Here is a 25,115-nt window from a genome sequence, read left to right as displayed (position 1 = left end):
GCCCGCGGGCGTCCCTCTCAGGCATGGGACAACGCGCGCAGGCCGCGGCGGGCTGCCTGACCGCGGCCGTCGGCGCGGGCGCGGGGCTCGCGGTGTGGACCGTCGACGTCCGGTCACGGACATGGCGCTTCGAACAGGCCCCGGACTGGAGCGTCCTCTACGCCGAACTGCCTCTGGCCGTACTGGGCGGAACCGCCGCCGCGCTCGTCGTGTGGGCCCTGGTCCACCGGTTCAGACCGTGACGGCGAGCCCCTCCAGCCCCCGGATCACGAAGTTGGGCTTGCGCTCCGGCTCCGCCGCCAGGCTCAGGGTCGGCGCCCGTTCCAGCAGGGCCGTCATGGAGGCGGCCAGTTCGATACGGGCGAGGGGAGCGCCGATGCAGTAGTGGATGCCGGCGCTGAAGGAGATGTGCGGGTTGTCGCGGCGGGTGAGGTCGAGTTCCCCGGGCCGGTGGAACACCGCGGGGTCGTGGTTGGCCGAGCCGAAGAGCATGGCGATCTCGGCGCCGCGCGGGATCGTCGTCCCGTCGACCTCGATCTCGTCGAGCACCCAGCGTTCGAAGAGCTGGAGCGGGGTGTCGTAGCGCATCAGCTCCTCGATCGCGGTGGGGACCAGGGAGTGGTCGGCGCGCAGGGCGGCGAGCTGGGCGGGGTTGCGGAACAGCGCGTACCAGCCGTTGACCGTGGCGTTGACGGTCGCCTCGTGCCCGGCGTTGAGGAGCAGGACCGCGGTGGAGATCATCTCCTGCTCGGTGAGCCGGTCGTCCTCGTCGTGCGCCTCGATGAGTCCGGAGATCAGGTCGTCGCCGGGCCGCCTGCGCCGCTCGGCGATCAGCTCCCGCAGGTACGCGGAGAACTCGACCGAAGCCCGCACCGCCCGCGCCGCCGTCTCCTGCGGCGGGTTCAGCTCGTACATCCCGCAGATGTCCGCCGACCAGGGCCGCAGCGGGGCACGGTCCCCCTCCGGGATGCCGAGCATCTCGGCGATGACGGCGACCGGCAGCGGCTCCGCGACGTCGGTGAGGAGGTCCCCACCGCCCTTGTGCACCAGCGAGTCGACCAGTTCGGCGGCGAGTCGGGTGACGTACGGCTTGAGCCGCTCCACCGTCCGCGGGGTGAACGCCTTCGACACCAGGCGGCGGATACGGGTGTGGTCCGGCGGTTCGAGGTCGAGCATGCCGTGGTCGTTGAGCGTGTGGAACGGCTCGTACTCCGGCGGCGGCGCGGTCCGCCCGAACTCCTCGTGCGTGAACCGGTGCTGGTACGTCCGCCCCAGCCGCCGGTCCCGCAGCAGCGCCGAGACGTCGGCGTGGTGCGGGACGAGCCACTGGTTCGTGGGCTCGAAGTACTGCACCCGGCCCCGGGCGCGGAGTTCGGCGTAGGAGGGGTACGGGTCGGCCAGGAAGTCCGGGTCCCAGGGGTCGAAGGCTGCCATGGACGGACGTTAGACCGACCGTCCCCCTCCTGACCAGGGGGTCTCACCGCTCAGGCACGGAGCACGATGTGGAGGCGCTCTGCACCGCGGCTTGCCGAGCAGTACCGCGTCGGCCGCGACGTGGCGCGGCGTGCGGGCATGTGCGGCCAGGCCCGGTTACCGGACCTGCTCACCGACCCGAGGCGGCCTTGAGGTGCTCGACGAGAGCGGCGAAGGCAGGGGCGGGGAAGGAGAGGGTGGCGCGAGTGGGGGCCTTGGAGTCGCGGACGGCTATGCGAGTGGGGAGCATGGCGATCTCGACACAGGTGTCACCCTCGCCACCATCGGAGTATGTGGATTTACGCCAGTTCATCACAGTTCCTTCGACACGCGGTGGATGAAGTCGCGGGACGCCACCGGGTCCAGCGCCGCATTCGCCACCCTACGCATCAGCGCGCGCAATTGATTCAGCTGGGGTTCGGCATCGATGAACGCGACGCCAGTGGGTGAGTCACGCAGCCCGGTGTCCAGCTGGGACACCGGCCCTCCCACATACATCACCGAGGCCCCGGAACCGGCGAAACCGTCCTGATCGGTGGGGATGACCCGCACAGTGGCGCGCCCCTGCTCCACCAGGTCGAGGATCTGCCGAAGTTGGGCCCGCGAGGACTCACGGTCGGAGACGCGGAGACGCAGTGCCATCTCATGGACAATCGCCTCGTACGAGGTGGGGTTGTCACCCTCGATGACCGTACGACGCCTCATGCGGTACTCCACCTTGACGTCCACCGCGCTCTCAGGCAGCCCAGGGTTCATGTAGGCGAACACCGCGCGGGCGTAGTCCGGCGTCTGAAGGAGCCCCGGAATCCGGGTGATGACGACATCTTGCAGGTTCGTCGCATGATGTTCCGCCTCAGCGACGTCCAGGTTCACCTGTGGCAGGACTCCGCGGTACTCCTCCCACCAGCCCCGCGTCCGATCGGTCGCCATCGTGACCAGCGCCTCGATCAATGGCTCGTCCGCGCAGGCGTAGTTGGCGGCGAGACGGCGCACACGTTTGGCGCTCACCCCTACGGTACCGGACTCGATCTGGCTCATCTGGACGGCGTCGGCTTCCAGCAGGGCGGCCGCCTCCTTGGCCGTCATGCCCGTCGCCTCGCGCAGTTTCCGCAGCTCGGCGCCCAGCCTCAAGCGTCGGGCCGTGAGATGCCTCTTCGGCGGCAACCGGGGCCTCCTCGCTTCAACTGCCCGTCCACATACCTCGTTCGAGCGCCAGAATACGGCAGCGGGTTGCACTTTCCTAAGCATAGGAAATACCGTCAGTCACGCAACGCACACGCTGCGGAACCCCGGGACCCCGGAAGCGCACTGCTCCGCCCTGCCCGGCGGCTGCGGCAATGCCACCGCCCGTTGACCGCATCCCCCGCCACTGGAACGGAGTTCACGCATGCCCGAAAGCGACTCCTGGGAGTACTCCCTCTACCTCCCCAACGACCCCCGAGCCGTCCCGATCTGCCGCCGCACCCTGCGGCTGATCCTCACGATGCACGGCCTGATTCCGCTGGTCGACACGGCGGAATTGCTCGCTGCGGAGCTGGTCACCAACGCCGTACGGCACACCAAGGGGCCGGTGGCCCTGCGGGTGCGGCGGGCGGGTGGGGTGCTGCGGGTCGGAGCATGGGACGCGAACCCCGAGCCCCCGGTCTTCCCGAACGAGTTGCGCGTGTCCACCGACGGCGACGAAGCGGACGGCGGCAGAGGACTCGCCCTCGTCCAGGCCTGCTCCGATCTGTGGGGGTGGCAGCCGCTGTCGCGGTTCGGAAATCGAGGCAAGTACGTGTGGTGTGACCTTCTCGCGGCATAGCTCGTTGATCACGTCATATGGGAAGGAGAGCCGATGGTGAGCTCGTCGCATGAAGGCCTGCACCAGCTCTGTCAGAAGGACCCGGCGGGATTCACCCGCACCCTCCAGCGCGTGCTGCGCATCCCGATCCCGGAACCGCGTGAGTTCGCGGTGCTGAACGCGGATCTGACGGAGATCGAACCGGTCGAACGGCGAGTGGACACCCTCTTACGGCTGGAGACGGACGAGGGCTCGTATCTGCTGGTCGTCGAGTCCCAGGGGAGGCGGGACGCCAACAAGCGGAGCAGCTGGGCGTACTACCTCAGCTACCTGTACGCCAAGTACGGCTGGGAGCCCGTGCTGATCGTCCTGACGCAGAGCACGTCCACGGCCCGTTGGGCGGCGCGGCCGATTCGCCTCGGGCTGCCCGGGTGGCACTCGCTCACGGTGCGGCCGCTCGTGCTGGGGCCGGAGAACGTCCCGCTGATCACCGACGAGGCGGAGGCGTCGCGGGACGTGTTTCTCACGGCGTTCTCGGCGATGACGCATCGTAAGGGCCCTGGCGCCGCTGCCATACTGAAGCCGCTGGCGGCAGCCTTGGAGACCACTGACACCGAGAGCGCGGGAATGCTCGCGCAACTCGTCGAATCGTGCCTGGTCGATGTGGAGGCCAGGCAGACGTGGAAGGAGCTGATGATGGCGGTCCACTACTTCTTCCGGCATGAGGTCGCCGAGAAGGTCCGCGAAGAAGGGCGTGAAGAAGGCCGGGAAGAAGGCAAGGAACTGGGCCGGGCCCAGGCCAAGGCCGAGATGGTGTTGCAGATCCTGGACTGGCGGGGCCTCGTGGTGCCGGATGCCCTGCGGGCGCATGTGCTGGCCTGTACCGACCTTGCACAGCTTGAGAGCTGGGCACAGCGGGCGGTCCACGCACACGAGGCGGACGACCTGCTCGGCGACGACGCCGGCTGACCTGGCCGCAGCCTGAGGGTGAGCCGCCTGTTCGGGTCGGCCCGCGTCCGCCGGACGACGCCCTGCGCTGCGGCGCCGTGCAGGAGACGCGTCTCGCCAGTGCGAAACGCTGGAGCCCGGCCTTGGGTGCACGGTGAGCATCAAGCTCGAAACGGCGAACCCGGTCCGCAGCTTCAAGGCGCGCGGCACCGAGGTCGTCGCCAGCCTGCTCGCAGGCCATGCCTCGCGAGCCGCGGTGTGCGCGAGCGCGGGCAACCTCGGGCAAGCCAGCGACTCGCGCCAAGCTTGATCGCATCCGCGCGCTGGGCGCCGCGTTGGAGCTGGTGGACGCCCCACTGTCGTTCGACACGGTCCTGATCGCTCCGGGTGGCGGGGCGCTGGCCACCGGCGTGGGTCATGTGGTGAAAGCATCGGCACCCTCAGTCGAGGTGATCTGCGTCCAGCCGCTCGGCGCACCGGCGATGACGCACTCGTGGCGCCGGCGGCGTGTCGTCACCACCGACTCGACCAACACCATCGCTGACGGCGTCGCCGGCCGACGTCCCGTTGCAGCTGTCCTGGACGACCTCCTCCTGGTCGACGACGACGCCGTCCTGGTCCAGTAGGCATCGATCGTCGCCGGTATGCGGATGTTCCTCGACCACGCCGGCCTCGTCGTCGAACCGTCAGCCGCGCTCGGCATCGCTGCGATCCTCGAAGACCGTGCCCGCTTCGCCGGCCGACACGTCGTCACCATCTTGTGCGGCAGCAACGTCGACGTAGACGCCTACCGCCAATGGGTCGGCGCGGCTCCCATCCACAGGCTTTGACGATTCCTCCCGAACGACGCGCCCCGAGGGGGGGATTTCAGGGCGTGTAGCGCCGGTCCGTCAGGGGTCGGGGGTGGTCCGTGGGGGGCCAGGGCTGGGGCTGAGGTATGGGGGAGACGGGGGTGTTCGGGGCGGTCCGGTCGCGTTGGCCGCCCACCACCTCCGGGTCGAACATGACGACCGCCGCGGCCAGGATCAGGGCCGCCACCGGGCCGGCCAGCATGACCAGGAGGAAGGCGAGCAGGCTCGTGGAGGACTGGCTGCCGGAGTGCATCTGGGTGAGGTGGACGCTCACCGCGGCCATGCCGGTGTAGTGCATGGTCGACACGGCCGCGCCCATCACCAGGCTGGCGCCGACGGTCGCCCAGACCGCGCTGATCGACACCGCCGCCCAGAGCGCGGCGGTCGCGGCGACCACGGCGATCACCACGGAGACGGCGACGACCGTGGTGTCGTAGTGCACGGTTCCGCCGGTGTTCATCGCCGTCATGCCGAGGTAGTGCATCGCGGCCACGCCGAGTCCGGTGAGGACGCCCGCGGCGCCCAGGGTGACGGGGCCCGCACCCCGGTAGCCGACGAGGAAGACGCCCACGGCGACGACCGCGATGGCGACGAAGAGGCTCAACAGGGTCCGGCCGGTGTCGTAGCTCACCAGGGCACCGTCCACGCTGAACCCGATCATCGCGATGAAGTGCATGGTCCAGATGCCGCAGCCGAGGGAGACCGCGCCCAGAGCGAGCCAGCCGAATCGTTTCTCCCCGCGCCCGCGGCCGAGCGAGCGGGTCGTGCAGCGCAGCGCCAGCACCGCACCGAGGCAGGCCATGAGGTATGCGGCTATGGGGGTGATCACGCCGTAGTGGAATTCGGACACGTCAGCGGTCATCGCGGCAACTTTCTTCACGCGAAGCAGGGACGGCGACACCCCCACCCGGCAACGCGGGCATGCGAGCGGGAGGGAGTGCACGGAGAGCGGAACAAGCCAACTGGCCGATTCCCTTCACCATCCAAACACAACTTGAGCGCACCGTGCACACGCCTGTACCGCTCGCGACCGAATCGCAATATCAACTGTGCTCGTGGCACGTGCGGCGACTAGCCCGGCGTCACCAGCCGCGCCTCGTACGCGAACACCGCCGCCTGCGTGCGGTCCCTGAGGCCCAGCTTCACCAGGACGCGGCTGACATGGGTCTTGATCGTGGACTCGGCCACCACCAGACGCTCGGCCATCTCCGCGTTGGACAGGCCCTGCGCGATCAGGATCAGCACCTCCGTCTCCCGGTCGGTGAGATCGCCGTACGCCGCCTGGGCCGTGGACATCAGCCGCGGGGTGCCGGAGAGCCGGGAGAACTCCGTGATCAGCCGCTTGGTGACCGAAGGGGCCAGCAGGGCCTCGCCCGCCGCCACCACCCGCACCCCGTCGGCCAACTGGCGGGCGGAGGCGTCCTTGAGGAGAAAGCCGGAGGCTCCCGCGCGCAGCGCCTGGTACACGTACTCGTCCAGGTCGAAGGTGGTCAGGACCAGCACCTTGGCCGTGCTGTCGGCCGCCACGATCTCCCGGGTCGCCTCGATGCCGTTCAGCTCGGGCATCCGGATGTCCATCAACACCACGTCGGGGGAGAGTTCACGGACCCGGTCCACCGCCTCGCGGCCGTTGACCGCCTCACCGGCGACCTCGATGTCCGGCATCGCGTTGAGCAGGACCGAGAAGCCCTCGCGCACCATCATCTGGTCGTCGGCGATCAGTACCCGGATGGTCATGCGTCACCTTCCGGGGTGGCCGCGACGGGCAGGAACACCGTCACCTCGTAGCCTCCTTCGGCCGTGCCGGCCGCCGTCATCTCGCCGTTCAGCATCGAGACGCGTTCCCGCATGCCCGTGATGCCGTGACCGGCGCCGGGGGACGGCTTGAGCAGGGCGGTCCGCGGCGGCGGGTCGTTGACCACGCGCAGGCCCAGGCCGCCGAGCACATAGGCGACCTCGACCCGGGCGGCCGCCCCCGGCGCGTGCCGCAGGGTGTTGCTCAGCGCCTCCTGGACGATCCGGTACGCCGACAGCTCCACGCCCTGCGGCAGTTCCCGCACCTTGCCGGTCATCGTCTTCTCGACGTCCAGACCCGCCTCCCGCACATTGGCCAACAGCCCGTCCAGGTCGGCGAGGGTCGGCTGCGGGGCGTCCGGCGCCTCGTAGTCCTCGGCTCTGACCACGCCCAGCACCCGGCGCAGTTCGGTGAGCGCCGCCACCGCGTTCTCCCGGATCGTGACGAACGCCTTCTCCAGTTCCGGCGGCGGGTTCTCGACGCGATAGGGGGCCGCCTCGGCCTGGATGGCGACGACGGACATGTGATGGGCGACCACGTCGTGCAGTTCACGGGCGATCGTCGTGCGCTCCTCCAGGAGGGTGCGCCGGGACCGCTCGTGCGCGGTCACCGTCCGCTGGACGGTCATCTCCCGCCGGGCCGCGCTGCGGATGTGCCAGACGGTCACGCCCAGCAGGGACAGCGCGGACAGGAACAGCAGCGTGGCGGTGTCGGACCCGCCGTAACCGCCGCTGTGGACCGTCTGCGCCATCGCGCCGTACAGCGCCGTCAGCAGCCACATCCACGCCGCCGTGCGCGGCCTGGTGCGTATCGCCACCACGGTGAGCACGAACAGGTGGCAGGCGAAGCTGCCGTCCAGCCAGGGCCACGGGCTGCCCCAGTCGCTCCCCACGACGGCCGCGACGGGGGTCGCCGCCATCGACAGCCAGAACGCGCCGACCGGCCGCACCATGGTCAGCAGGACCGGGACCAGGGCGAGCAGGCCGAGGACCAGGTTGACCGCCGCGCCGTTGACGGCGCTGTTCGAGGCGATGAACATCGCGAGCAGGCCGGCCGCCCCGATCAGGGCGTGCGGCGCCCGGGCCGCGTACTCTTGCAGCCTGGCCGGCAGGCGGCGGGCGAACGGGCCGTCGGTGCTCGCCCGGGGCAGCGGACGATAGGCGAAGGCGTCCTGAAGCAGATCCTGCCGCAGCCCCCGCAGGGCGTCCATCGCCGCCCGGAACTCCGGGCTGCGCGGCTTGTACGGCTCGAACGCGCCGTCCGGCGGCTGCGGTGGTGTGGCGTGCGGGTGGGTCGTCTCGGTCACGTACACGACGGTAGGCGGCGGCGAGGGTCACCGTCGTCACCAGTGAGAAGGGTCCTGCGGGGTCCCTCTCAGGTACTACGGGGCGCAGCCGGGGGCCCTCCGGCCGGTGTCCCGTCAGTATCCCGCCGGGCGCACCAGGCCCGACTCGTACGCGAACACCGCCGCCTGCGTGCGGTCCCTGAGCCCCAGTTTCACCAGGATCCGGCCCACATGCGTCTTCACGGTCTGCTCGGCGACCACCAGCCGCTCGGCGATCTCCGCGTTCGACAGCCCCTGCGCGATCAACGCCAGGACCTCCGTCTCCCGTTCGGTCAGATCGCCGACGCGCGCCTTCAGCGGAGCCCGCACCCCGCCCCCGTCCAGCTGGGAGAACCGGGCGATCAGCCGCCGGGTGATGACGGGCGCGATCAGCGCGTCCCCGGCCGCCACCACCTGCACCGCCTCGGCCAGTTTGGCCGCGGACGCGTCCTTGAGCAGGAACCCGGACGCACCCGCCCGCAGCGCCTCGTACACGTACTCGTCGAGGTCGAAGGTGGTGAGCACCAGCACCTTGATGTGCGGGCGTTCGCCGACGATGCGGCGGGTCGCCTCGATCCCGCCGAGTTCGGGCATGCGGATGTCCATCAGGACGACGTCCGGGGTGAGTTCACCGACCTTGGCGACCGCGTCCAGTCCGTCCACCGCCTGCCCGACCACCTCGATACCGGGCTGGGCGTTCAGCAGCACGGTGAAGCCCTGCCGGACCATCTGCTGGTCGTCGGCGATGACGACGCGGATGGGGCCGCCACTGCTGTTCGTCATGCGCGGTCGTCCTTCGGGTGCAGGGCACGGGGTACGCCGGTGCCGGGGTGCTGGGTACGGCCGGCCACCAGGCCGGCGTCCGGAGCGGTGGCCGGAAGCTCCGCGAAGACCCGGTAGCCACCGTCCGCCCCGGGGCCCGCGGTCAGTGACCCGCCGAGCATCGCCGCCCGCTCGCGCATACCGAGCAGGCCGTGCCCGGCGCCGGGCGACGGCGAAGCGGGCCGGCCCGGACGGGAGTTGGCGACGGACACCAGCAGACCGTAGGGGATGTACTCGATCTCGACATGGGCGGTGGCTCCCGGCGCGTGCCGCAGCACGTTGCTCAGTGCCTCCTGCACGATCCGGTAGGCCGACAGCTCGACGCCCGACTGCATCGGACGGCGCTCGCCGTTGATCCGGGTGGTGACGGTGAGACCGGCCGCCCGGGTGTTCTCGACCAGCGCGTCCAGCCGGTCCAGGGTCGGCTGCGGGCTGTGCGGCCCGGCGCCGCCGTCGTCGGGCGCGTCCGCGTCGGGGCTCTCCGAACGCAGCACGCCCAGGACTCTGCGCAGTTCGGTGAGCGCCTCCAGCGCGTTGTGCCGGATGCCTTCGAGGTTCTCCCTGAGCTCGTCCGAAGGGTTCTCCACGAGGTGGGGGGCGACCTGGGCCTGGATGGAGATCACCGACATGTGGTGAGCGACCACGTCGTGCAGCTCGCGCGCGATCCGGCTGCGCTCCTCCAGGAGGGTGCGCCGGGCTCGTTCCTCGGCGGTGAGCGTGGTCTGGCGGTTGAGCTCCGCGCGGGCCACCCGGCGGCCGCGCAGCGCGGTGCCGAGCGCCACCACGACCGTGGCCAGCACGACGGTGATCAACGAAGTGGACTGGTGGGGCGGCGCGCCCCAGACGCCGTCGAGCAGCCAGGTGACCAGAACGGTCAGACCCAGTGCCTCGGCGGCCGCCCGGGCGCGGACGCGCAGCGTGAGCAGCAGCAGGACCAGCAGCTGCGCGATCATCCCGGCCACGGTCCAGGGCCAGGTGAACAGCACCACCGGTGTCGTGCCCAGCCGGCCGTGCAGCGTGACGGCGGCCACCAGCATGGCGCCCGTCGACAGCCACCAGGCCGGGACGGGCCGCCACATCGCGAGGAGCACGGCGGTGCCCGGGGCGAGGCCGAGCAGGGAGGCGAGACCGGCGCCCAGGTGCCCGTTGTGCTGGAGTTGCGCGACGCCGCCGATCGTGATGCCGACCGCCGCCACGCACAGCACACCGTGCGGCAGCCGGCGCGGCCACCCGGAGGCGGGCAGCGGGTCGGCCCGGAGGGTCCACAGGTCGTCATGGAGTGTCCGCAGCCAGCGCGGCGCGCGGTCGAGCCGCTCCGCCTGCCGGGTCCCCGTTTCCGTCACAGCGGTCAGCCTAGACACGGCGGGCCTCCGTCGGTGTCGCCCGATCGGACGAGCGGTGGGTCCGTACGACGCGCGAAGGGAGGACGACGCCGGTCGGGGCGACGCGGGTGCGGGCGAGGGTGCGAGCGCGGGCGAGGGTGCGGGAGCGGGAGCGGGAGCGGACGACGGTGCGGGAGCGGACGTGGGAGCGGGAGCGGACGACGGTGCGGGAGCGGACGTGGGAGCGGGAGCGGGAGCGGACGACGGTGCGGGAGCGGACGTGGGTGCGGGTGCGCGCCTCACGAGGACGGCCGGGTCGCTTGCGGGGGCGGTGTCCGGGGCCGGAGCGCTCGTACGTGTGGAACGCCGCCCAGCAGACGGCGAGCGCCAGGGCGAACACCGGGAGCCACAGCAGGCGGTCGCCGACCCAGCCGAAATGGTCCGGAGGTGTGTGCAGACCGGGGAGCCGGCCCAGCAGCAGACCGGTGGCCGTGGTCGCCATCAGGGCCGTCTGGTGCCAGAGGAAGATCGTCATCGCGGACAGGTTCACGAAGGCCACCGCCGCCCAGGCGAGCGGACGGCGCATCGTACGGCGCAGCCGCTCGCGCAGGAGCAGGGCGAGGCCGCACTGCGCCAGGCCGAAGGTGACGGCGGCGAGGGTGGGCGGGTCGAGGTTGGAGACGGCGGCGCCCGGGACGCCGACCATCGCCGCCGGATAGCCGGCGAAGCCGACCAGCACGGCCGTCGCCGCCGTACCGCCTATGAGCAGTACCCAACCGGCACGCGGGCGGTCCAGTTCGCCGCGGGTCCAGGCGGCGCCCAGCGTGTACGGCACCAGCCAGCCCGCCGCCAGGTTCACCCAGCCGATCCCGGCCGGGGCGCCGGAACCGAAGCGGAGCAGGTCCACATGGAGTACGACGGCCAGCGGCCACAGCGGGTTGAGCCGGGCGACCAGGGGGGTGGCCGCTGTCAGGGCCGCGAACACCACGAGGAACCAGAGCGGGGACAGGGCGAGTTTGACAAGGGTGTGGACGGTGGCGAGGTCGGTGCCGGACACCAGGAGGGCGGTGGTCGTGACCGTCCACAGGGCGAGGAGGGCGGCGACCGGTTTGCACAGGCGGGCGAGGCGGGAGCGCAGCCAGCGGCGGTAAGGGGTCCCGTTCGCCTGGGCGGTGGCGTGACTGCGGGTCGCCACATGACCGCCGACGAGGAAGAACACGGCGAGCGTCTGGAACAGCCAGGAGACCGGGGCCAGTACGGGCAGGTGCTGGAGGGGGCTGCTGGTGCCCAGCCCCCCGCCGTCCGCCACCAGCGCGGTCACCAGCCAGTGGCCGAGCACCACACCGAGCACCGCGAAGGCGCGCAAGGCGTCCACGGCACGGTCCCGGTCGGGTGGGGTGGCCGCGTCCACGCGGTGGGCGAGCCGCCGCACGGCACCCGGGAGGTGCGGGGCGTGCCGTACCGCGTGCTGGGGGTGTCGGTCGTCGGGTTTCCGGGGCTTACGCACGGGTGACCTCCGTAGTCTCGCCGAGGACGATCCGGGCGAGGTTGGCCAGGGAGGCCGAGCCCGGGGTGAAGTAGTCGCTGTGGCCGCCGGGTCCTGCCGCGAAGACGCGGGCACCGAAGGCCGGGGACACGGGGTCGGTGCCGAAGCCGACGTCCGTGCCGAAGAGGCCGGCACGCACGTGCGGCACGTCGGCGATCCAGTCGTCGGCACCTCGGGCCGCCCACACGCGGGCCGACGTGTGCAGGGCCGCGGCCGAGTCGGCGCCGGTGCCCGGGCTGCCGACCAGGGCGATGTCGGTGACGCCGAGACCGGTGAGGGTGGGGGCGGCGCGGGCGCAGACGACCGTGCCGTAGGAGTGGCAGAGGAGGGAGACGGCCGGCGGCTTCGAGTCAGGGCGGGGACGGGGGCGAGTGCGGGGACGGGGACGGGGGCGGGCGGTGAGGGTGCGGAGCTCGTGGACGAACTCCCGCAGGTGCGGGGCCGCTTGGTCGGCCCGGCCGGGGGTGAGGACCGTGGTGCTGATCGTGGCGGGGGTGCGGTAGCCGAGCCAGGCGACGACGGCGGTGCGGGCGCGCGGCTGCTCGTGGGTCAGGCGCCGGTACAGGGAGTCGGCGGCGGTGTGGAAGCGGGCGTAGGTGTCCAGGGTGGTGTCGGAGCCGGGGACCAGGACGGCGATACGGGTGGCCTGCGCCAGGTCGCCGAGGACCTCGGTGACCTGGCCGGTGCCTCTGGCGTCGAAGTGGAGGAGGTGACGGGACGGGGAGGCGAGGGTCCGGTCGGCGGCGGCGCGGGAGGTGTCGCCGTGGGCGGCGGCCATGCGGGCGGCCTCGGCCGCGTCGGCGCGGTTGGCCGCGTAGACGGTGGCGAGGGCGGTCGGGGTGAGGGGGTTGGGGAGCGTGGCGGGGGGTGGGGCGGGGATGTGGGGGGTGGCGGCCGCGGAGAGGGGGAGGACCACGGCGGTGGTGAGGAGGGCGGCGAGGAGGGTGCGGCGGGTTCTGGAGAGGGGTGCGGACGCGAGTGCGGGCGCAGGCACGGGTGCGGGCGCAGGCACGGGCACGGGTTCGGGTGCGGGCACGGGTTCGGGTGCGGGCACGGGTTCGGGTGCGGGAGCGGGAGCGGCTGGCGAGCGCCGGGGCGAACCGGAGTCCGTGGGGTGGGGCTCGCTGGTCGGCGATGCGTCGTCGAGGGGGGTTTCGCTGGGGCGGGGGGTTTCGCTCGCCCGCGCTCGCGGGGTGCCTCCCCCAGCCTTCGGCCGGGGGGACCCCCAGCGCCCACCTGTGCCGCCCCTGGCGGCACGCGTGCCCGCCGCTGCCCGAACCGGAAGGGCACTCACCCGGCTCCGCAGCTGCCCGCGGTCGCGGAGCGAGCCGAGCAAAGAGCCGACGCCCCGCCTCCGCCGTGCCCGTCGGGGCGTGAGCTCCCCCGTCACGTTCCCCATCGCGGGCCTCCCCGTTCAGTTCGCCCGGGTGTCGGGCTGGTCTGATCGGGAAGTTACGGAGCGGGGTGTGTCGTTCGCGTCCCGCTGGGGAGCTCTTCCTCGGCGTAGCTCTCAGGTACTACGGGTATCTCCGGGGCGCCCCCGGAGTGGCTTCCCGGAGTGGCTTCCCGGAGTGGCTTCCCGGAGCTAGTGGCTTCCCGGATTGGCTTCGCACGGGACCCAGCTCGCTCAGTAGGCCAGTTGGGCGATCTCCTCCGCCACCACCGCGCACGCGTCCGCCGCCGGGTCGATCAGCGGGAAGTGGCCAACCTCCTCCAGCAGCGTCAGCCCCACCACCTCACCCGCCCTGGCCGCCGCGTCCGCGTAGGACTCGGCGACCGCCTGGGGGACGACCGTGTCGGTGCGGCCCTGGACCAGGGTGGTCGCGATGCCGGTGGGGAGGAGCAGCGCCGGGTCCGCGTACCCCTGGCGGTCGGCGAACTTCGCTTCCCCTCCCAGGAGTTGCAGCGCGGCGTTGCCGCAGACGTCCAGCTTCTCCGCCATCGCGAAGTCGGCGATCGGGGCCAGCGCCACGACCCCGCGGAGCGGAGCGGGGGCGGAGGTGCGCCAGGGGGCGTCGGCGGGCAGCACGTGCCGCGCCGCCGCCCACAGGGCCAGGTGCCCGCCCGCCGAGTGGCCGGTGAGGACGGTGCGGCGCAGGTCCGCCTGCGGCAGCGCCTCGCGGGCCAGGGCGGGCAGCGCGTCCAGGGCCGCGGCGACGTCGTCGAAGGTGTCCGGCCAGCGCCCGGCCACCGGGGCCGTACCGCCCTGCGCGGGCAGCGTGGCGCCGCGCCGGTACTCGACGTTGGCCACGGCGAAGCCGCGCCGGGCCAGGTAGTCGGCGAACGGGGTGATGTGGAGCCGGTCGTAGGGTGCGCGCCAGGCGCCGCCGTGCAGGACCACGATCAGGGGCGCCGACGGCCCGCCGGCACGCGGGGCGTAGAAGTCGATCACCTGGTCGGGGTGGTCGCCGTAGGCCGCTGTGGCGTCGGGCTCGACGTGCGGGTGCGAGAAGGCGGACTCCTCCTCGGCTGCGGCCCGTTCTGCTGCGGCGTCGTCCGGCATGCTCCAACCTCTCAGCGGCGTGTTGATGTTGGCGGACCGGGAGGGAGATCGGCCGTTGGCCGGGACGGTACCAGGCCGATGACGTGCGCGGACACGTGGATGTCACGCACGGTGAGGATTAAACGGATCTGTACCGTCCCGGCCCCCGCGACACGGGTCGCCGTATCCCCATGTCGACCCGCCCGGACCGGGCTTGGGCGGCACGGGCCGCTGCACGACCGGGCTACACGACCTCCCCCAGCACCCGCGCCGCCCGCTCCACGTCCGCGAATCCGACGTACAGCGGGGTGAACCCGAAGCGGAGGACGTCGGGGTGCCGGAAGTCCCCGACCACACCCCGCTCGATCAGCCGTCCCATCACGTCCCCGGCGTCGGTACAGCGCAGCGCGATCTGGCTGCCGCGCTCCTCGTGCGCCACCGGGGTCAGGCACTCGACGCGGCCCGCCGGCAGGTACGCCTCGACGCACTCCAGGAAGAAGTCCGTCAGGGCGAGGGACTTGGCCCGTACGGCGTCCACCGCGACCCCTTCCCAGACCTCCAGCGCCGCCTCCAGGGCCAGCATGGAGAGGATGTCCGGGGTGCCGACCCGCCCGCGCAGCGCACCCGGCGCGGGTGCGTAGGACGGGCTCATGCCGAACGGCTCGGCGTGCGAGTTCCAGCCCGGCAGCGGGGAGTCGAAGCGGTCCTGCAGCTCCCGCCGCACGTACAGGTACGCCGGTGAACCCGGGCCGCCATTCAGGTACTTGTAGGTGCAGCCGACCGCCAGGTCCACGCCGTGCTCGTCGAGGCCGACCGGCAGCGCGCCCGCGCTGTGGCACAGGTCCCAGACGGCCACGGCGCCGGCCGCGTGGATGGCGGCGGTGAGGGCGGGGAGGTCGTGCAGCCGGCCCGTGCGGTAGTCGACGTGGTTGAGGAGGACGGCGGCGGTGCGGTCCCCGAGGGCGTCGCGCACCCCGGCCGGGAGCACCGGACGCAGCACGCGGCCCGTCAGCCGGGCGGCGGACTCCGCGATGTAGCCGTCGGTGGGGAAGGTGGTCGCGTCGACGAGGATCTCGTCACGCCCCTCCCCCGCGAGCCGTACCGCACCCACAAGTGCCTTGAAAACGTTGACACTTGTCGAGTCGCCGACCACGATCTGCCCGGCTTCGGCGCCCACCAGCGGGGCGATCCGGTCGCCGATCCGCTCCGGCGCCGTCCACCAGCCGCTCTCGTCCCAGGACCGGATGCGCAGTTCGCCCCACTGCCGTCGTACGACGTCCTCGACCCGGCCGGGGACGTGCGCGGGCAGGGCGCCCAGGGAGTTGCCGTCGAGGTAGACGCCCGCGGCGCCGTCCGCGTGCCCGGACGCCGTGTCGAGGACGAAGCGCTCGCGCACCCCCGCCAACTCGTCGGTTGCGTCCAGCTTTTCCGCCTTCAGTGCGAGCTCAGACATGGGACCTCGCCGTCCACAGCTCCGGGAACACGTTCTTGCGGGCGCGCTTCTCCAGCCAGGCGACGCCGGCCGAACCACCGGTGCCGGGCTTGGCACCCATCGCGCGGCGGGTGGCGACCAGGTGGTCGTTGCGCCAGCGCCAGACGAGTTCGGCGACATCGGTCAACGCCTCGCCGAGCCGGGCGAGTTCGGCGTCCTCGGGGCCGGAGTAGACGGCGGTCCAGGCCGCTTCCACGGCGTCGTCGGGCTCGTAGCGCGCGGAGACGTCACGGTGCAGCACGGCGTCCGGGACGGCGTGGCCGCGGCGCGCGAGCAGCCGTACCGCCTCGTCGTACAGGCTCGGCTCGTGCAGGGCCTTCTCCAGTTCCGCGTGGACGCGGGGCGCGCCGCGGTGCGGGACGAGCATGGACGCGGACTTCTCGCCGAGCAGGAACTCCATCCGCCGGTACATCGCCGACTGGAAGCCGGAGCCCTCGCCGAGGGCGGAGCGGTAGGAGTTGAACTGGGCGGGGGTGAGCTGGCCGAGCGGCTTCCAGGAGGCGTTCAGCGCCTCCAGCTCACGGGTGGAACGCTTCAGCGCGGCGATCGCGGTGGGGATGTCGTCGCCGCGCAGGGCGACCGCGGCGGTCTCCCACTCGTGGACGATGACGGTGAACCACAGCTCCATGACCTGGGTCGTGACCAGGAAGACCATCTCTCCGGGGTCGTCGGAGAGGGTGTGCTGGAGGTGGGTGAGCACGTCCGCCTTGACGTAGTCCTCGTACGGCGTCGTGCCGGCGAAGTCGAGATGCGGGGTCTCGGGCTCGTTCGTGTCGAGAGCCTCTTGGGACATCGCTGTCTCCTGTTGTACTCCGGGTAGCGGTCCGCCCCTGCCGATGCCGACACGGGGGCCCCGGTCCCCACCCGCATCTTGCGCAACGTACCCCGCGCACGGCAAGGCCCGCCCCCTGCGGGACGGGCCACACCGCCGAACGGATGACTCAGCCGAGGGTCGCCGCGGCGGTCGGGGAGGAGTCCTTCAGGAACTGCGAGCAGCGCTCGTACTCCTCCTGCTCACCGATCGACTGCGCGGCACGGGCGAGCGCGTGCAGGGCCCGCAGGAAGCCACGATTGGGCTCGTGCTCCCAGGGCACCGGGCCGTGCCCCTTCCAGCCGTTGCGGCGCAGCGCGTCCAGGCCGCGGTGGTAGCCGGTACGGGCGTAGGCGTACGACTCGACGACCGAGCCGCGCTCGAACGCGTCGTCGGCAAGCCGGGCCCAGGCGAGCGAGGAGGTGGGGTACTTCGCGGCGACGTCCGCGGGAGCGGTGCCCTGGGCCAGCAGCTCGCGCGGGGCGGGCTCGTCGGGGAGGTGGGTGGGGGGCGGGCCGCCGAGGAGGTTTTCGTGGATGCTCATGGGTCCAGTCTGAGGGATCCGCCGGTACGCGTCGGAAGCGGTCGCAGCCGCCACGGTCAGGCGTGTCCCTCCGCCTCCAGCGGTGGGGTCGTGATGTTGCCGTGGGTGCGGCACTCCGGGCGCACGCACCCCGGGGCCGGGCGGCGTACCAGGGTGAAGGCCAGGGCGGAGCCCAGCACCAGGACGCCCGCGCAGATCGGCATCGCGCGGTCGAAGGCCGCGTCGAAGGCGGTCGCCGACCGGTACGCCTCCGGGCCCATCCCGGCGAGCAGGGGCAGTCCCGCCACCGCGATCAGGCCCGCCGCCCGGGCCGCCGCGTTGTTGATGCCGCTGGCGATGCCCGCGCGGGCGGTGTCCACGGAGGCGAGGACCGTCGCGGTGAGCGGGGCGACCAGGGTGACCATGCCGGCGCCCATGACGAGGACCGCGGGCAGCACGTCCGTCAGGTAGTGCGCGTGCTCGCCCACCCGGAGCATCAGCAGCATCGCCGCGGCGCAGAGCAGCGGGCCCACGGTGAGCGGGATCCGGGGGCCGATCCTGTCCGCGAGGGCGCCCGAGCGGGCGGAGAGGAACAGCATCAGGACCGTCGACGGCAGCAGGGCCGTACCGGCGGCGAGGGCCGAGTAACCCGCCACCACCTGGAGCTGCAGCGCGGTGAGGAAGAAGAAGCCGCTGAAGGCCGCGTACACGCACAGGGTGACGATGTTGACCGCCGTGAACTGGCGGGAGGCGAAGATCTCCAGCGGCAGCATCGGGTCCCGGCGGCGCTTCTCGACCTGCACGAACGCCACCCCGGTCCCGACCCCGGCGACGGCCACCACGACGCCGGTCACCCCGCCCTCGATCAGCGCGTACGTCACCAGGCCGAGCGCGAGCGCGCCGAGCACCGCGCCGAGGACGTCGAAACGGCCGTGCACGCGCTCTCCCCCACTCTCCGAGCGGGAGGTGCCCCCGGAGGACTCCGGGACGTGGCGCAGGGCCACCGGGACGCAGAGCAGGGCCAGCGGGACGTTCAGGAGGAAGACCCAGCGCCAGCCGGGGCCGTCCACCAGCCAGCCGCCGAGGAACGGGCCGACGGCCGCGCCGATACCGCCGAAGCCCGACCACAGGCCGACCGCCCGCGCCCGGTCGTCGGGGTGGAAGGAGGCCTGGATGAGGGCGAGCGAGCCGGGGGTCAGCAGCGCGCCGCCGACGCCCTGGAGGGCGCGGGCGCCGATCAGCACGGCGTCGGTGGGGGCCAGACCGCACATCAGGGACGCGGCGGCGAACCAGACCACACCCGTCACGAACACCTTCCGGCGGCCGTATCGGTCGCCGAGCGAGCCGCCGAGCAGGATCAGCCCGGCCAGCGTCAGCATGTACGCGTTGACCGTCCACTGGAGCGCGGACAGGCTCGCGTCCAGGTCCTCGCCGATGCGGGGCAGGGCGACGTTGACGACCGTGGAGTCCAGCAGGGCCATGCTGGAGCCGAGGACCGTGGTGAGCAGGATCCACTTGCCCTGCGGGGAGGCGAGCCGGACGTCGGGCATGGGTCCAGGTATACAGCGGACCCGGCGCCGTCGGCAGATGCAGACGGACGCCGGGTCCGGACCGTGATGAGCGCGCTGCGGTCTACTTGATCTTGTTGCCCGCGGAGCGCAGGTTCTGCGTGGCCTCGACGACCCGGGCGGCCATGCCCGCCTCGGCCAGCTTGCCCCAGGTGCGCGGGTCGTAGGTCTTCTTGGAGCCGACCTCGCCGTCGACCTTCAGGACGCCGTCGTAGTTCTTGAACATGTGGTCGGCGACCGGGCGGGTGAACGCGTACTGGGTGTCGGTGTCGAGGTTCATCTTCACGACACCGTTCTCCAGCGCGGTCAGGATCTCCTGCTCGGTGGAGCCGGAACCGCCGTGGAAGACGAAGTCGAACGGCGACTGCTTGCCGAACTTCGCGGCCACGCCGTCGTTCAGCTCCTTGAGCAGGTCGGGGCGGAGCACGACGTTGCCCGGCTTGTAGACGCCGTGCACGTTGCCGAAGGAGGCGGCGAGCAGGTAGCGGCCCTTCTCGCCGAGACCGAGCGCCTCGGCCGTACGGATCGCGTCGTCGACCGTGGTGTACAGGGAGTCGTTGATCTCGTGGGAGACGCCGTCCTCCTCGCCACCGGTCGGGGTGATCTCGACCTCGAGGATGATGTGGGCGCGGCGGGCCTGCTCCAGCAGCTCCTGCGCGATCGCGAGGTTGTCGGCGAGGGTCTCGGCCGAGCCGTCCCACATGTGCGACTGGAAGAGCGGGGTACGGCCGTTCTTCACGCGCTCCTCGGAGATCGCGAGGAGCGGGCGTACGTACCCGTCGAGCTTGTCCTTCGGGCAGTGGTCGGTGTGCAGCGCGATGTTGACGGGGTACTTCTCGGCGACGATGTGCGCGAACTCGGCGAGCGCGACCGCGCCGGAGACCATGTCCTTCTTGTACTGGCCGCCCAGGAACTCCGCGCCGCCGGTCGAGATCTGGACGATGCCGTCGCTCTCCGCCTCCGCGAAGCCGCGCAGCGCCGCGTGCAGGGTCTGGGTCGAGGTGACGTTGATGGCCGGGTAGGCGAACTTGCCTGCCTTCGCCCGGTCGAGCATCTCGTTGTAGACCTCGGGGGTTGCGATGGGCATCTGTCCGCTCCTTGGGTGTGCGGGTCGGGTAATGCTGTTTCTCTACGGCCCTGACCTAGACCTGTGTGGGGGGCGACGTCATCGTCGGCCCCATCTTTCCAGACCTGAACCGATGCTCCCGGCGCCGGTCAAATCCGGGTCAATCCCACGCGTCAACCGGCGTGTCAGTCCAGCCCCAGTTCGTCCTTCGAGAAGGCGAAGAGGTACGGCACACCGGCGCCCTCCTGGATCTTCTCGGCGGCGCCCGTCGCCCGGTCGACGATGGTGGCGACGGCGACCACCTCGGCGCCGGCCTCGCGCACGGCCTCGACGGCGGTGAGCGGGGAGCCGCCGGTGGTGGAGGTGTCCTCGACGACCAGGACGCGCCGGCCCCTGATCTCCGGACCCTCGACCCGGCGCTGCATGCCGTGCGCCTTGGCCGCCTTGCGCACGACGAAGGCGTCCAGGCGACGGCCGCGGGCGGCGGCCGCGTGCAGCATGGCCCCGGCGACCGGGTCGGCGCCCATGGTGAGCCCGCCGACGGCGTCGAACTCCAGGTCCGCGGTCAGGTCCAGCAGCACCTGGCCGACCAGCGGGGCCGCCTCACCGTCGAGGGTGACGCGGCGGAGGTCGACGTAGTAGTCGGCCTCCAGCCCCGACGACAGGGTCACCCGGCCGCGCACCACGGCCTTGTCCTTGATCTGTTGCAGCAGCTCAGCACGTACGTCGCTCATGCCGACCAGCTTAGAGGCGCGTCCACGTCCAGGTGGTCGCGGCTTCCAGCGGCTCCAGTGGGGTGACGAGCCTCGGCAGCGTGTTGAGCCCGTTCGGCGGTCCGGTCTGCGGCTCCACGCACACGGCGGCCTCCTGCTCGTCGTAGACGACGACCCACTGCTCGCGGGAGGTGACCTTGAGCGCCAGCTGCCCCGGCCAGGTGAGGGTGACGTCGACGCCGTCGGGCATGCCGAAGCAGTCGTCCCAGGGGCCGGGCTTCGGGTCGATGCGGTTGCCGGTGGGCAGGTGGTCGGCGCCGCGCTCCTCCTGCCAGGCGGGAGCGAAGTCGACCTGGGCGTCCTGGCCGCCGAGGTTCCGGTTGAACCAGGGGTGCCAGCCGATCTGCGCCGGGAAGGAGTTGTCGTACGTCTCGACGCCCATCGTCAGCGTCAGCGAGTCCTCGGTGAGCTGCACGGCGTGGGTGACGCGGGCGGGGTGCGGCCAGGGGGCGACGAGTTCGTACGTGATGACGGCCTCGTCCGCCGAGACACGCGCGGTGCGCCAGGCGCCGTCGCGGGCGGTGCCGTGGATGGCGTGCGGCGGGGAGTTGAGGGGCATCTGGACGGGCGTGGCGCCGTCGAGGAAGCGGCCGTCCCGGATCCGGCCGCACCAGGGGACCATCGGGAAACAGCCGAAGCGGTCACCCTGGCGGAGGAGTTCCAGGGAGCCGATCTTGAGGCCGGCGATGCGGCCGCCGTTGCGGGGGTGGATGCGGACTTCCGCGTCGCCTGCGGTCAGCGTGATGTCTTCGTTACTCACGGGACGACAGTACTGGGGGACGGGGGTTGGCTCTCGGGTGCGGGAGGGTGCGGGTTGCTCGCGCAGTCCCCCGCGCCCCTTTCGGGGCGCCTTGATTCACCGGCGTTTGCGCAGGGCCCTCGTCACCACGATCGCCGATGCCAGCGCCAGTGCCGCCGCCGGGGCCGCCCAGCGCAGTGTCGAACTCCCTGCCACCGTCTGCGGGGCCGGGACCGGGGCGTACCGCCCTCTCGGGGGTGCGTGGTCGACCTCCTCCGCGCTGCGCCCGATCATCGTGCGGCGGGCGTGGGCCGCCTCGGCGAAGATCTCGGGGAGGGGTTCCTCGATCGGCACTTCCACCGGCACCACCGGCTCCACCGGCTCCACCGCTTCGGGGGCTTCGGGCTCTTCGGGAGCCGGGGCCTCGGGCTCCGCGTCGCCCAGCCCCTCCACGAAGCGGCTCAGCAGCCTCGTCGCCGCCGACTCCACCGCCTCCGTTGGCAGTTCCGCGGCCCGGCCGCCGACGGAGGCGGTGCCGGTCACCGTGACCTCGCAGCCCTCCGCCACGTCCGCGAGGCGCAGGGTGAGCGCCAGCTTCACCGTGCCGGTGCCGCGCGCCTCGGTGGCGTCACCGTCGACCGCGTAGGAACCGTCGTCGTGGGGGGTGACGCGCAGGGCACCCCGGTAGGTGATCGAGTGGCTGCCGATCCGGACCTTCAGACGGCCGGTGCCGGGGGCGGCGCCCGCGTCCTGCTGGAGGCCGGGGACGGCCCGGGCGACCCGTGCGGGGTCGGCCAGCGCCTCCCTGAGCCGAGCGCTCGGGGCCGGTACGTACACCTGGTGCTCCATGGCGTCTGAGCGTACCCAGGAGTCGGCCCCCCGTACCCTCCACGACGCACGGCACCTGCCGGGGCGGGCCGACGCCACGGCGCCGTGCCCCCGTTCAGTAGGCCGGATCCACCAGAGTGGAGGCCGGCAGGGAAGCCGTCGGGGAGGGGAGGGCGTCGTGGGTCAGGGAGCGCTGGGTCAGGGTGCGCAGTGGGGGCGCGTCGGGAGCAAGTCGTAGGCGGGGTTCGCGGCCGTCGGCGGCCGCCAGCAGGAAACCCCAGTCGTGCGGGGTCCTGGACTCGCCCGCGGAGCGGTCGGGGCCCGGGGTGAAGCCGGCGTCGTGGCCGAGGACGCGGTAGGGGGCCGGGGTAAGGCCCGCGGCCCGCATGGTGGCCGCGACCGTCCAGAAGGTGCGGGGGCGCGCCTGCACGGGACCGGCGTGCACGACCAGGCGCCCGCCGGGGGTGAGGACGCGGCGGGCCAGTCCGTAGAACTCCTCGGAGTACAGCTTGGCGCTGGCGGTGATGCCGGGGTCGGGCAGGTCGGCGATGACGACGTCGTAGCCGTAGCGCGGTGTCTCACGCAGCCAGCGGAAGGCGTCGGCGATGGCCACGTGGACGCGGGGGTCGTCGTAGGCGTGGCCGTTGAGCGCGGCGAGGGCCGGGTCGTGGCGGGCCAGGCGGATCAGCCCGGCGTCGAGTTCCACCACGTCGACCCGCCGGACGCCGGGTTCGCGGAGCACCTCCCGGGCGGCCATGCCGTCACCGCCGCCGAGGATCAGCACACGCGCGTGCGGGCCGTTCATCGCGGGGTGGACGAGCGCCTCGTGGTACCGGCGTTCGTCCCGGCCGCCGACCCGCAGCCGGCCGTCGAGGAAGAGGTCGAGGGGCCGCCCGTGGGTGCCACCGGCGAGGACGATCTCCTGGACGTCGGTCTGCAGGGCGACCCGGACGTCGTCGCCGTAGACGGCGTGCCGTGCGGCCCGTTCGAAGTCGTCGACGAGGACGGCGGCGGAGGCGAGGACGCCGAGGACGGTGAGGTTGGCGACGACCAGGGTCCAGCGGGCCCGCCGGGACAGGTCGCGGCGGAACAGGCCGAGGACCAGGGAGGCCCCGGCCACCACGTTGACCGTGCCGGTGAGCAGGGTGCCCGTCAGCTGGCCGAGCACCGGCAGCAGCAGGAACGGGAAGGCCAGGCCGCCGACCAGCGCGCCCACGTAGTCCGCCGCGAACAGGTCGGCCACCGCGCCGCCCGCGTCCTGCCGGCGGATCCGCTGGATGAGCTCCATCAGCAGCGGCACCTCGGCGCCGATGAGCAGCCCGATGGCGAGGGAGAAGGCGACCAGCAGGCAGCGCGGGCCGGACGTCCACAGGCCGCCCCAGCCGCCGGTCCAGGCGAAGACGGCGTACAACGCCATGGCGCTGCACCCGCCGACCAGCGCCAGCGTCGCCTCCACCGCGGCGAACCCGGCCGCCGCGTGCCAGCGCAGCCGCTTCGCGCCGAGCGAGCCGATCCCCATGGCGAAGACCATGACGGACAGCACGACGGACGCCTGGGTGACCGAATCGCCGATCAAGTACGAGGCGAGGGCGACGAGTTCGAGTTCGTACACCAGTCCGCAGGCCGCGCAGACGAAGACGCACGCCAGCACCAGCAGGCGGCCCGTCCCCGGCCGCACGGGCAGCGGCGTGGGGGTGCCCCAGGGCGGCGGTGCGCCGGGAGGGGCGGGTGCGTGCGGTTCGATCACTCTGCGACGTTACGTCACTCGCTCGGTACGCTTCGTCACCCACACGTGTGGAACTCGCATCCGTTGACGCCCAGTTGGTTTATGTCATCGACCGATGGACTGCGACACCGGAGCGCGGACGCCGACCCTGGTCCGGGTCGCCACCAGCTGGCCGTCCTGCGGATAGGCGTGCCAGGTCCGCCAGTGCACCTGCCCCTCGTACCGCTGGGCCAGCATCGCGGTGAACGCGTGCGGGCTGCCCGGGAAGACCCCGGCGAGGCCGTGCGGGTGCTCGGAGACGAGCGCGAGCAGTTCCTGGGCGCGGCCGGCGAAGGAGCCGGGTGACAGCACCTCGACGCGGGCCGCGAACTCGTACTCCCAGTCGCCGATGCGCTTGGCGACCCCGAGCGGCAGGGGGGTGCTGGACCCCGGGATGCACGCCACCGTCTCCGAACAGCCGCCCCGCTCCTCCTCCAGGAGCACCTGGTGGGACGCGCCGAGCAGTCTCAGCTGCAGCTTCGCCCCCGTCAGTTCCAGGTCGAGGGTGGCCAGGGCGGGCAGCGGCTCACGCCCCAGGGCCCAGGCGAGGTCGGCCGCGCGCGTATCGGTGTAGGAGGTGTTCAGGGTCGTGAGCATGGATCGGCTCCGCTAACACGCAAAAGACGGGGAGTGTGGTCCGGCGCACCTCGGTCGACACCGGGAGATCGGCCCGGCCGGCCCAGCCGGGGAAGGGGTGTCGTCAGGACGCCCGAGGCGCTGCTTTGGTGATTTAGAGGGAATCATGAACTGTGCTGCTGGCACAGCGTTTTTACCCAACTTCGTGGGGTTTCCATCCCTCAGAGGGCTCCACAGCTCAACTGTTCAACCAGACGTGCGCCATGTTCCGCCCGGCGCGCGCCAGGGCGTCCGGCGGGAGAGCTCCCCCGCCCTCCCGCCGGACGCCCTGGTCCCCCCGTTCCCCCTCCCCGGTCTCCTCCCCGTCCCCCGGGTCAGTTGCCTCCGCCGCAGCCGCCCCCGCCCCCGCCCCCGCACGAGGACCCGCCGCCACAGGAGGAGTGACCGCCGCACGAGGAGTGCCCGCCCCCGCAGGAATGCCCCCCGTGCCCCCCGTGCCCGTGCCCACCGTGCGACGACGACGAGGACGACCCGCCGTCCCCCGCCCACCAGCTGCGCGAGCCGTCGTACGCGGAGGACCCGCCCCCGCGGAACGCCGACCCCTTGCCCGACCCGCCCCTGCGGACCG

The 25,115-nt window shown here is 72.3% G+C and carries 23 protein-coding genes and 2 pseudogenes; 4 read left to right on the top strand and 21 right to left on the bottom strand.

Annotated elements, in window-relative coordinates:
- The first annotated feature begins 23 nt into the window (after positions 1-23).
- A complete protein-coding gene (locus ACZ3KP_RS32910; RefSeq protein ID WP_467503949.1) occupies positions 24-242 on the top strand; it encodes a hypothetical protein in 219 nt (72 codons plus the stop codon).
- On the opposite strand, the gene ACZ3KP_RS32905 is transcribed toward ACZ3KP_RS32910, so the two are convergent.
- The 3 genes from ACZ3KP_RS32905 to ACZ3KP_RS32895 form a co-directional block, all read right to left on the bottom strand.
- A complete protein-coding gene (locus tag ACZ3KP_RS32905; protein WP_467503948.1) occupies positions 232-1,434 on the bottom strand; it encodes a cytochrome P450 in 1,203 nt (400 codons plus the stop codon). The genes ACZ3KP_RS32910 and ACZ3KP_RS32905 overlap by 11 nt on opposite strands.
- 169 nt (positions 1,435-1,603) lie before the next feature.
- On the bottom strand, positions 1,604-1,786 hold the full coding sequence (locus ACZ3KP_RS32900) for a DUF397 domain-containing protein (RefSeq protein ID WP_467503946.1): 183 nt from the start codon (positions 1,784-1,786) through the stop codon (positions 1,604-1,606).
- Positions 1,786-2,637 carry a DUF5753 domain-containing protein gene (locus ACZ3KP_RS32895; RefSeq protein WP_467503944.1) on the bottom strand — a complete coding sequence of 284 codons (852 nt, stop codon included), beginning with the start codon at positions 2,635-2,637 and terminating at the stop codon, positions 1,786-1,788. Before ACZ3KP_RS32895 ends, ACZ3KP_RS32900 begins: the two co-directional genes overlap by 1 nt.
- Positions 2,638-2,860: 223 nt before the next feature.
- On the opposite strand from ACZ3KP_RS32895, the gene ACZ3KP_RS32890 reads away from it, so the two are divergent.
- The 3 genes and pseudogenes from ACZ3KP_RS32890 to ACZ3KP_RS32880 all read left to right on the top strand — a co-directional run bounded on the left by ACZ3KP_RS32890 (position 2,861) and on the right by ACZ3KP_RS32880 (position 5,034).
- A complete protein-coding gene (locus ACZ3KP_RS32890; protein ID WP_467503942.1) occupies positions 2,861-3,277 on the top strand; it encodes an ATP-binding protein in 417 nt (138 codons plus the stop codon).
- A 33-nt stretch (positions 3,278-3,310) separates the two neighbouring features.
- Complete coding sequence (locus ACZ3KP_RS32885) at positions 3,311-4,225, top strand: hypothetical protein (protein ID WP_467503940.1); 915 nt, start codon at positions 3,311-3,313, stop codon at positions 4,223-4,225.
- Between the two features lie 67 nt (positions 4,226-4,292).
- Positions 4,293-5,034 (top strand): annotated as a pseudogene (locus ACZ3KP_RS32880) (pyridoxal-phosphate dependent enzyme).
- A gap of 37 nt (positions 5,035-5,071) precedes the next feature.
- Here ACZ3KP_RS32880 and ACZ3KP_RS32875 read toward each other — a convergent pair.
- The 18 genes and pseudogenes from ACZ3KP_RS32875 to ACZ3KP_RS32790 form a co-directional block, all read right to left on the bottom strand.
- On the bottom strand, positions 5,072-5,917 hold the full coding sequence (locus ACZ3KP_RS32875) for an MHYT domain-containing protein (RefSeq protein WP_467503939.1): 846 nt from the start codon (positions 5,915-5,917) through the stop codon (positions 5,072-5,074).
- A 209-nt stretch (positions 5,918-6,126) separates the two neighbouring features.
- Positions 6,127-6,792, bottom strand: a complete 666-nt coding sequence (locus tag ACZ3KP_RS32870; protein ID WP_358978997.1) for a response regulator transcription factor — start codon at positions 6,790-6,792, stop codon at positions 6,127-6,129.
- Entirely contained in the window at positions 6,789-8,156 is a 1,368-nt protein-coding gene (locus ACZ3KP_RS32865) for a sensor histidine kinase (protein ID WP_467503937.1), read from the bottom strand. Before ACZ3KP_RS32865 ends, ACZ3KP_RS32870 begins: the two co-directional genes overlap by 4 nt.
- A gap of 114 nt (positions 8,157-8,270) precedes the next feature.
- Positions 8,271-8,957, bottom strand: a complete 687-nt coding sequence (locus ACZ3KP_RS32860) for a response regulator (protein WP_467503935.1) — start codon at positions 8,955-8,957, stop codon at positions 8,271-8,273.
- Entirely contained in the window at positions 8,954-10,339 is a 1,386-nt protein-coding gene (locus tag ACZ3KP_RS32855) for a sensor histidine kinase (RefSeq protein WP_467503933.1), read from the bottom strand. The genes ACZ3KP_RS32860 and ACZ3KP_RS32855 overlap by 4 nt, the downstream gene beginning before the upstream one ends.
- 265 nt (positions 10,340-10,604) lie before the next feature.
- A pseudogene (locus tag ACZ3KP_RS32850) lies at positions 10,605-11,750 on the bottom strand (acyltransferase family protein); the annotation flags it as partial.
- Between the two features lie 67 nt (positions 11,751-11,817).
- A complete protein-coding gene (locus tag ACZ3KP_RS32845; RefSeq protein ID WP_467503932.1) occupies positions 11,818-12,858 on the bottom strand; it encodes an alpha/beta hydrolase in 1,041 nt (346 codons plus the stop codon).
- Positions 12,859-13,491: 633 nt separating this feature from the next.
- A complete protein-coding gene (locus ACZ3KP_RS32840) occupies positions 13,492-14,367 on the bottom strand; it encodes an alpha/beta hydrolase (protein ID WP_358979006.1) in 876 nt (291 codons plus the stop codon).
- A gap of 223 nt (positions 14,368-14,590) precedes the next feature.
- A complete protein-coding gene (gene kynU, locus ACZ3KP_RS32835; protein WP_467503929.1) occupies positions 14,591-15,799 on the bottom strand; it encodes a kynureninase in 1,209 nt (402 codons plus the stop codon).
- On the bottom strand, positions 15,792-16,631 hold the full coding sequence (locus tag ACZ3KP_RS32830; protein WP_467503927.1) for a tryptophan 2,3-dioxygenase family protein: 840 nt from the start codon (positions 16,629-16,631) through the stop codon (positions 15,792-15,794). The genes kynU and ACZ3KP_RS32830 overlap by 8 nt, the downstream gene beginning before the upstream one ends.
- A gap of 148 nt (positions 16,632-16,779) precedes the next feature.
- Positions 16,780-17,193: a DUF3151 domain-containing protein gene (locus ACZ3KP_RS32825; RefSeq protein WP_358979012.1), complete on the bottom strand. Its 414-nt coding sequence runs from the start codon at positions 17,191-17,193 to the stop codon at positions 16,780-16,782.
- 56 nt (positions 17,194-17,249) lie between these two features.
- The gene (locus ACZ3KP_RS32820) at positions 17,250-18,722 is read right to left on the bottom strand and encodes an MFS transporter (RefSeq protein WP_467503925.1); all 1,473 of its coding nucleotides are present in this window, start codon (positions 18,720-18,722) and stop codon (positions 17,250-17,252) included.
- An 82-nt stretch (positions 18,723-18,804) separates the two neighbouring features.
- Positions 18,805-19,827, bottom strand: a complete 1,023-nt coding sequence (gene fbaA / locus ACZ3KP_RS32815; protein ID WP_467503923.1) for a class II fructose-bisphosphate aldolase — start codon at positions 19,825-19,827, stop codon at positions 18,805-18,807.
- Between the two features lie 164 nt (positions 19,828-19,991).
- Positions 19,992-20,540, bottom strand: a complete 549-nt coding sequence (gene pyrE / locus ACZ3KP_RS32810) for an orotate phosphoribosyltransferase (protein ID WP_132889592.1) — start codon at positions 20,538-20,540, stop codon at positions 19,992-19,994.
- Between the two features lie 10 nt (positions 20,541-20,550).
- Positions 20,551-21,339 carry an aldose epimerase family protein gene (locus ACZ3KP_RS32805; RefSeq protein WP_467503921.1) on the bottom strand — a complete coding sequence of 263 codons (789 nt, stop codon included), beginning with the start codon at positions 21,337-21,339 and terminating at the stop codon, positions 20,551-20,553.
- Between the two features lie 96 nt (positions 21,340-21,435).
- Positions 21,436-22,167, bottom strand: a complete 732-nt coding sequence (locus tag ACZ3KP_RS32800; RefSeq protein ID WP_467503920.1) for an SRPBCC family protein — start codon at positions 22,165-22,167, stop codon at positions 21,436-21,438.
- Between the two features lie 94 nt (positions 22,168-22,261).
- Positions 22,262-23,893, bottom strand: a complete 1,632-nt coding sequence (locus ACZ3KP_RS32795; protein ID WP_467503918.1) for a polyamine aminopropyltransferase — start codon at positions 23,891-23,893, stop codon at positions 22,262-22,264.
- Positions 23,894-23,977: 84 nt separating this feature from the next.
- A complete protein-coding gene (locus tag ACZ3KP_RS32790; protein WP_358979023.1) occupies positions 23,978-24,508 on the bottom strand; it encodes a DUF2617 family protein in 531 nt (176 codons plus the stop codon).
- Positions 24,509-25,115: the final 607 nt, after the last annotated feature.

It is taken from the genome of Streptomyces sp. NPDC020958, assembly GCF_055562175.1.
Note: the sequence above shows the minus strand (reverse complement) of the source record. Positions and strands in the feature narration are given on the sequence as shown.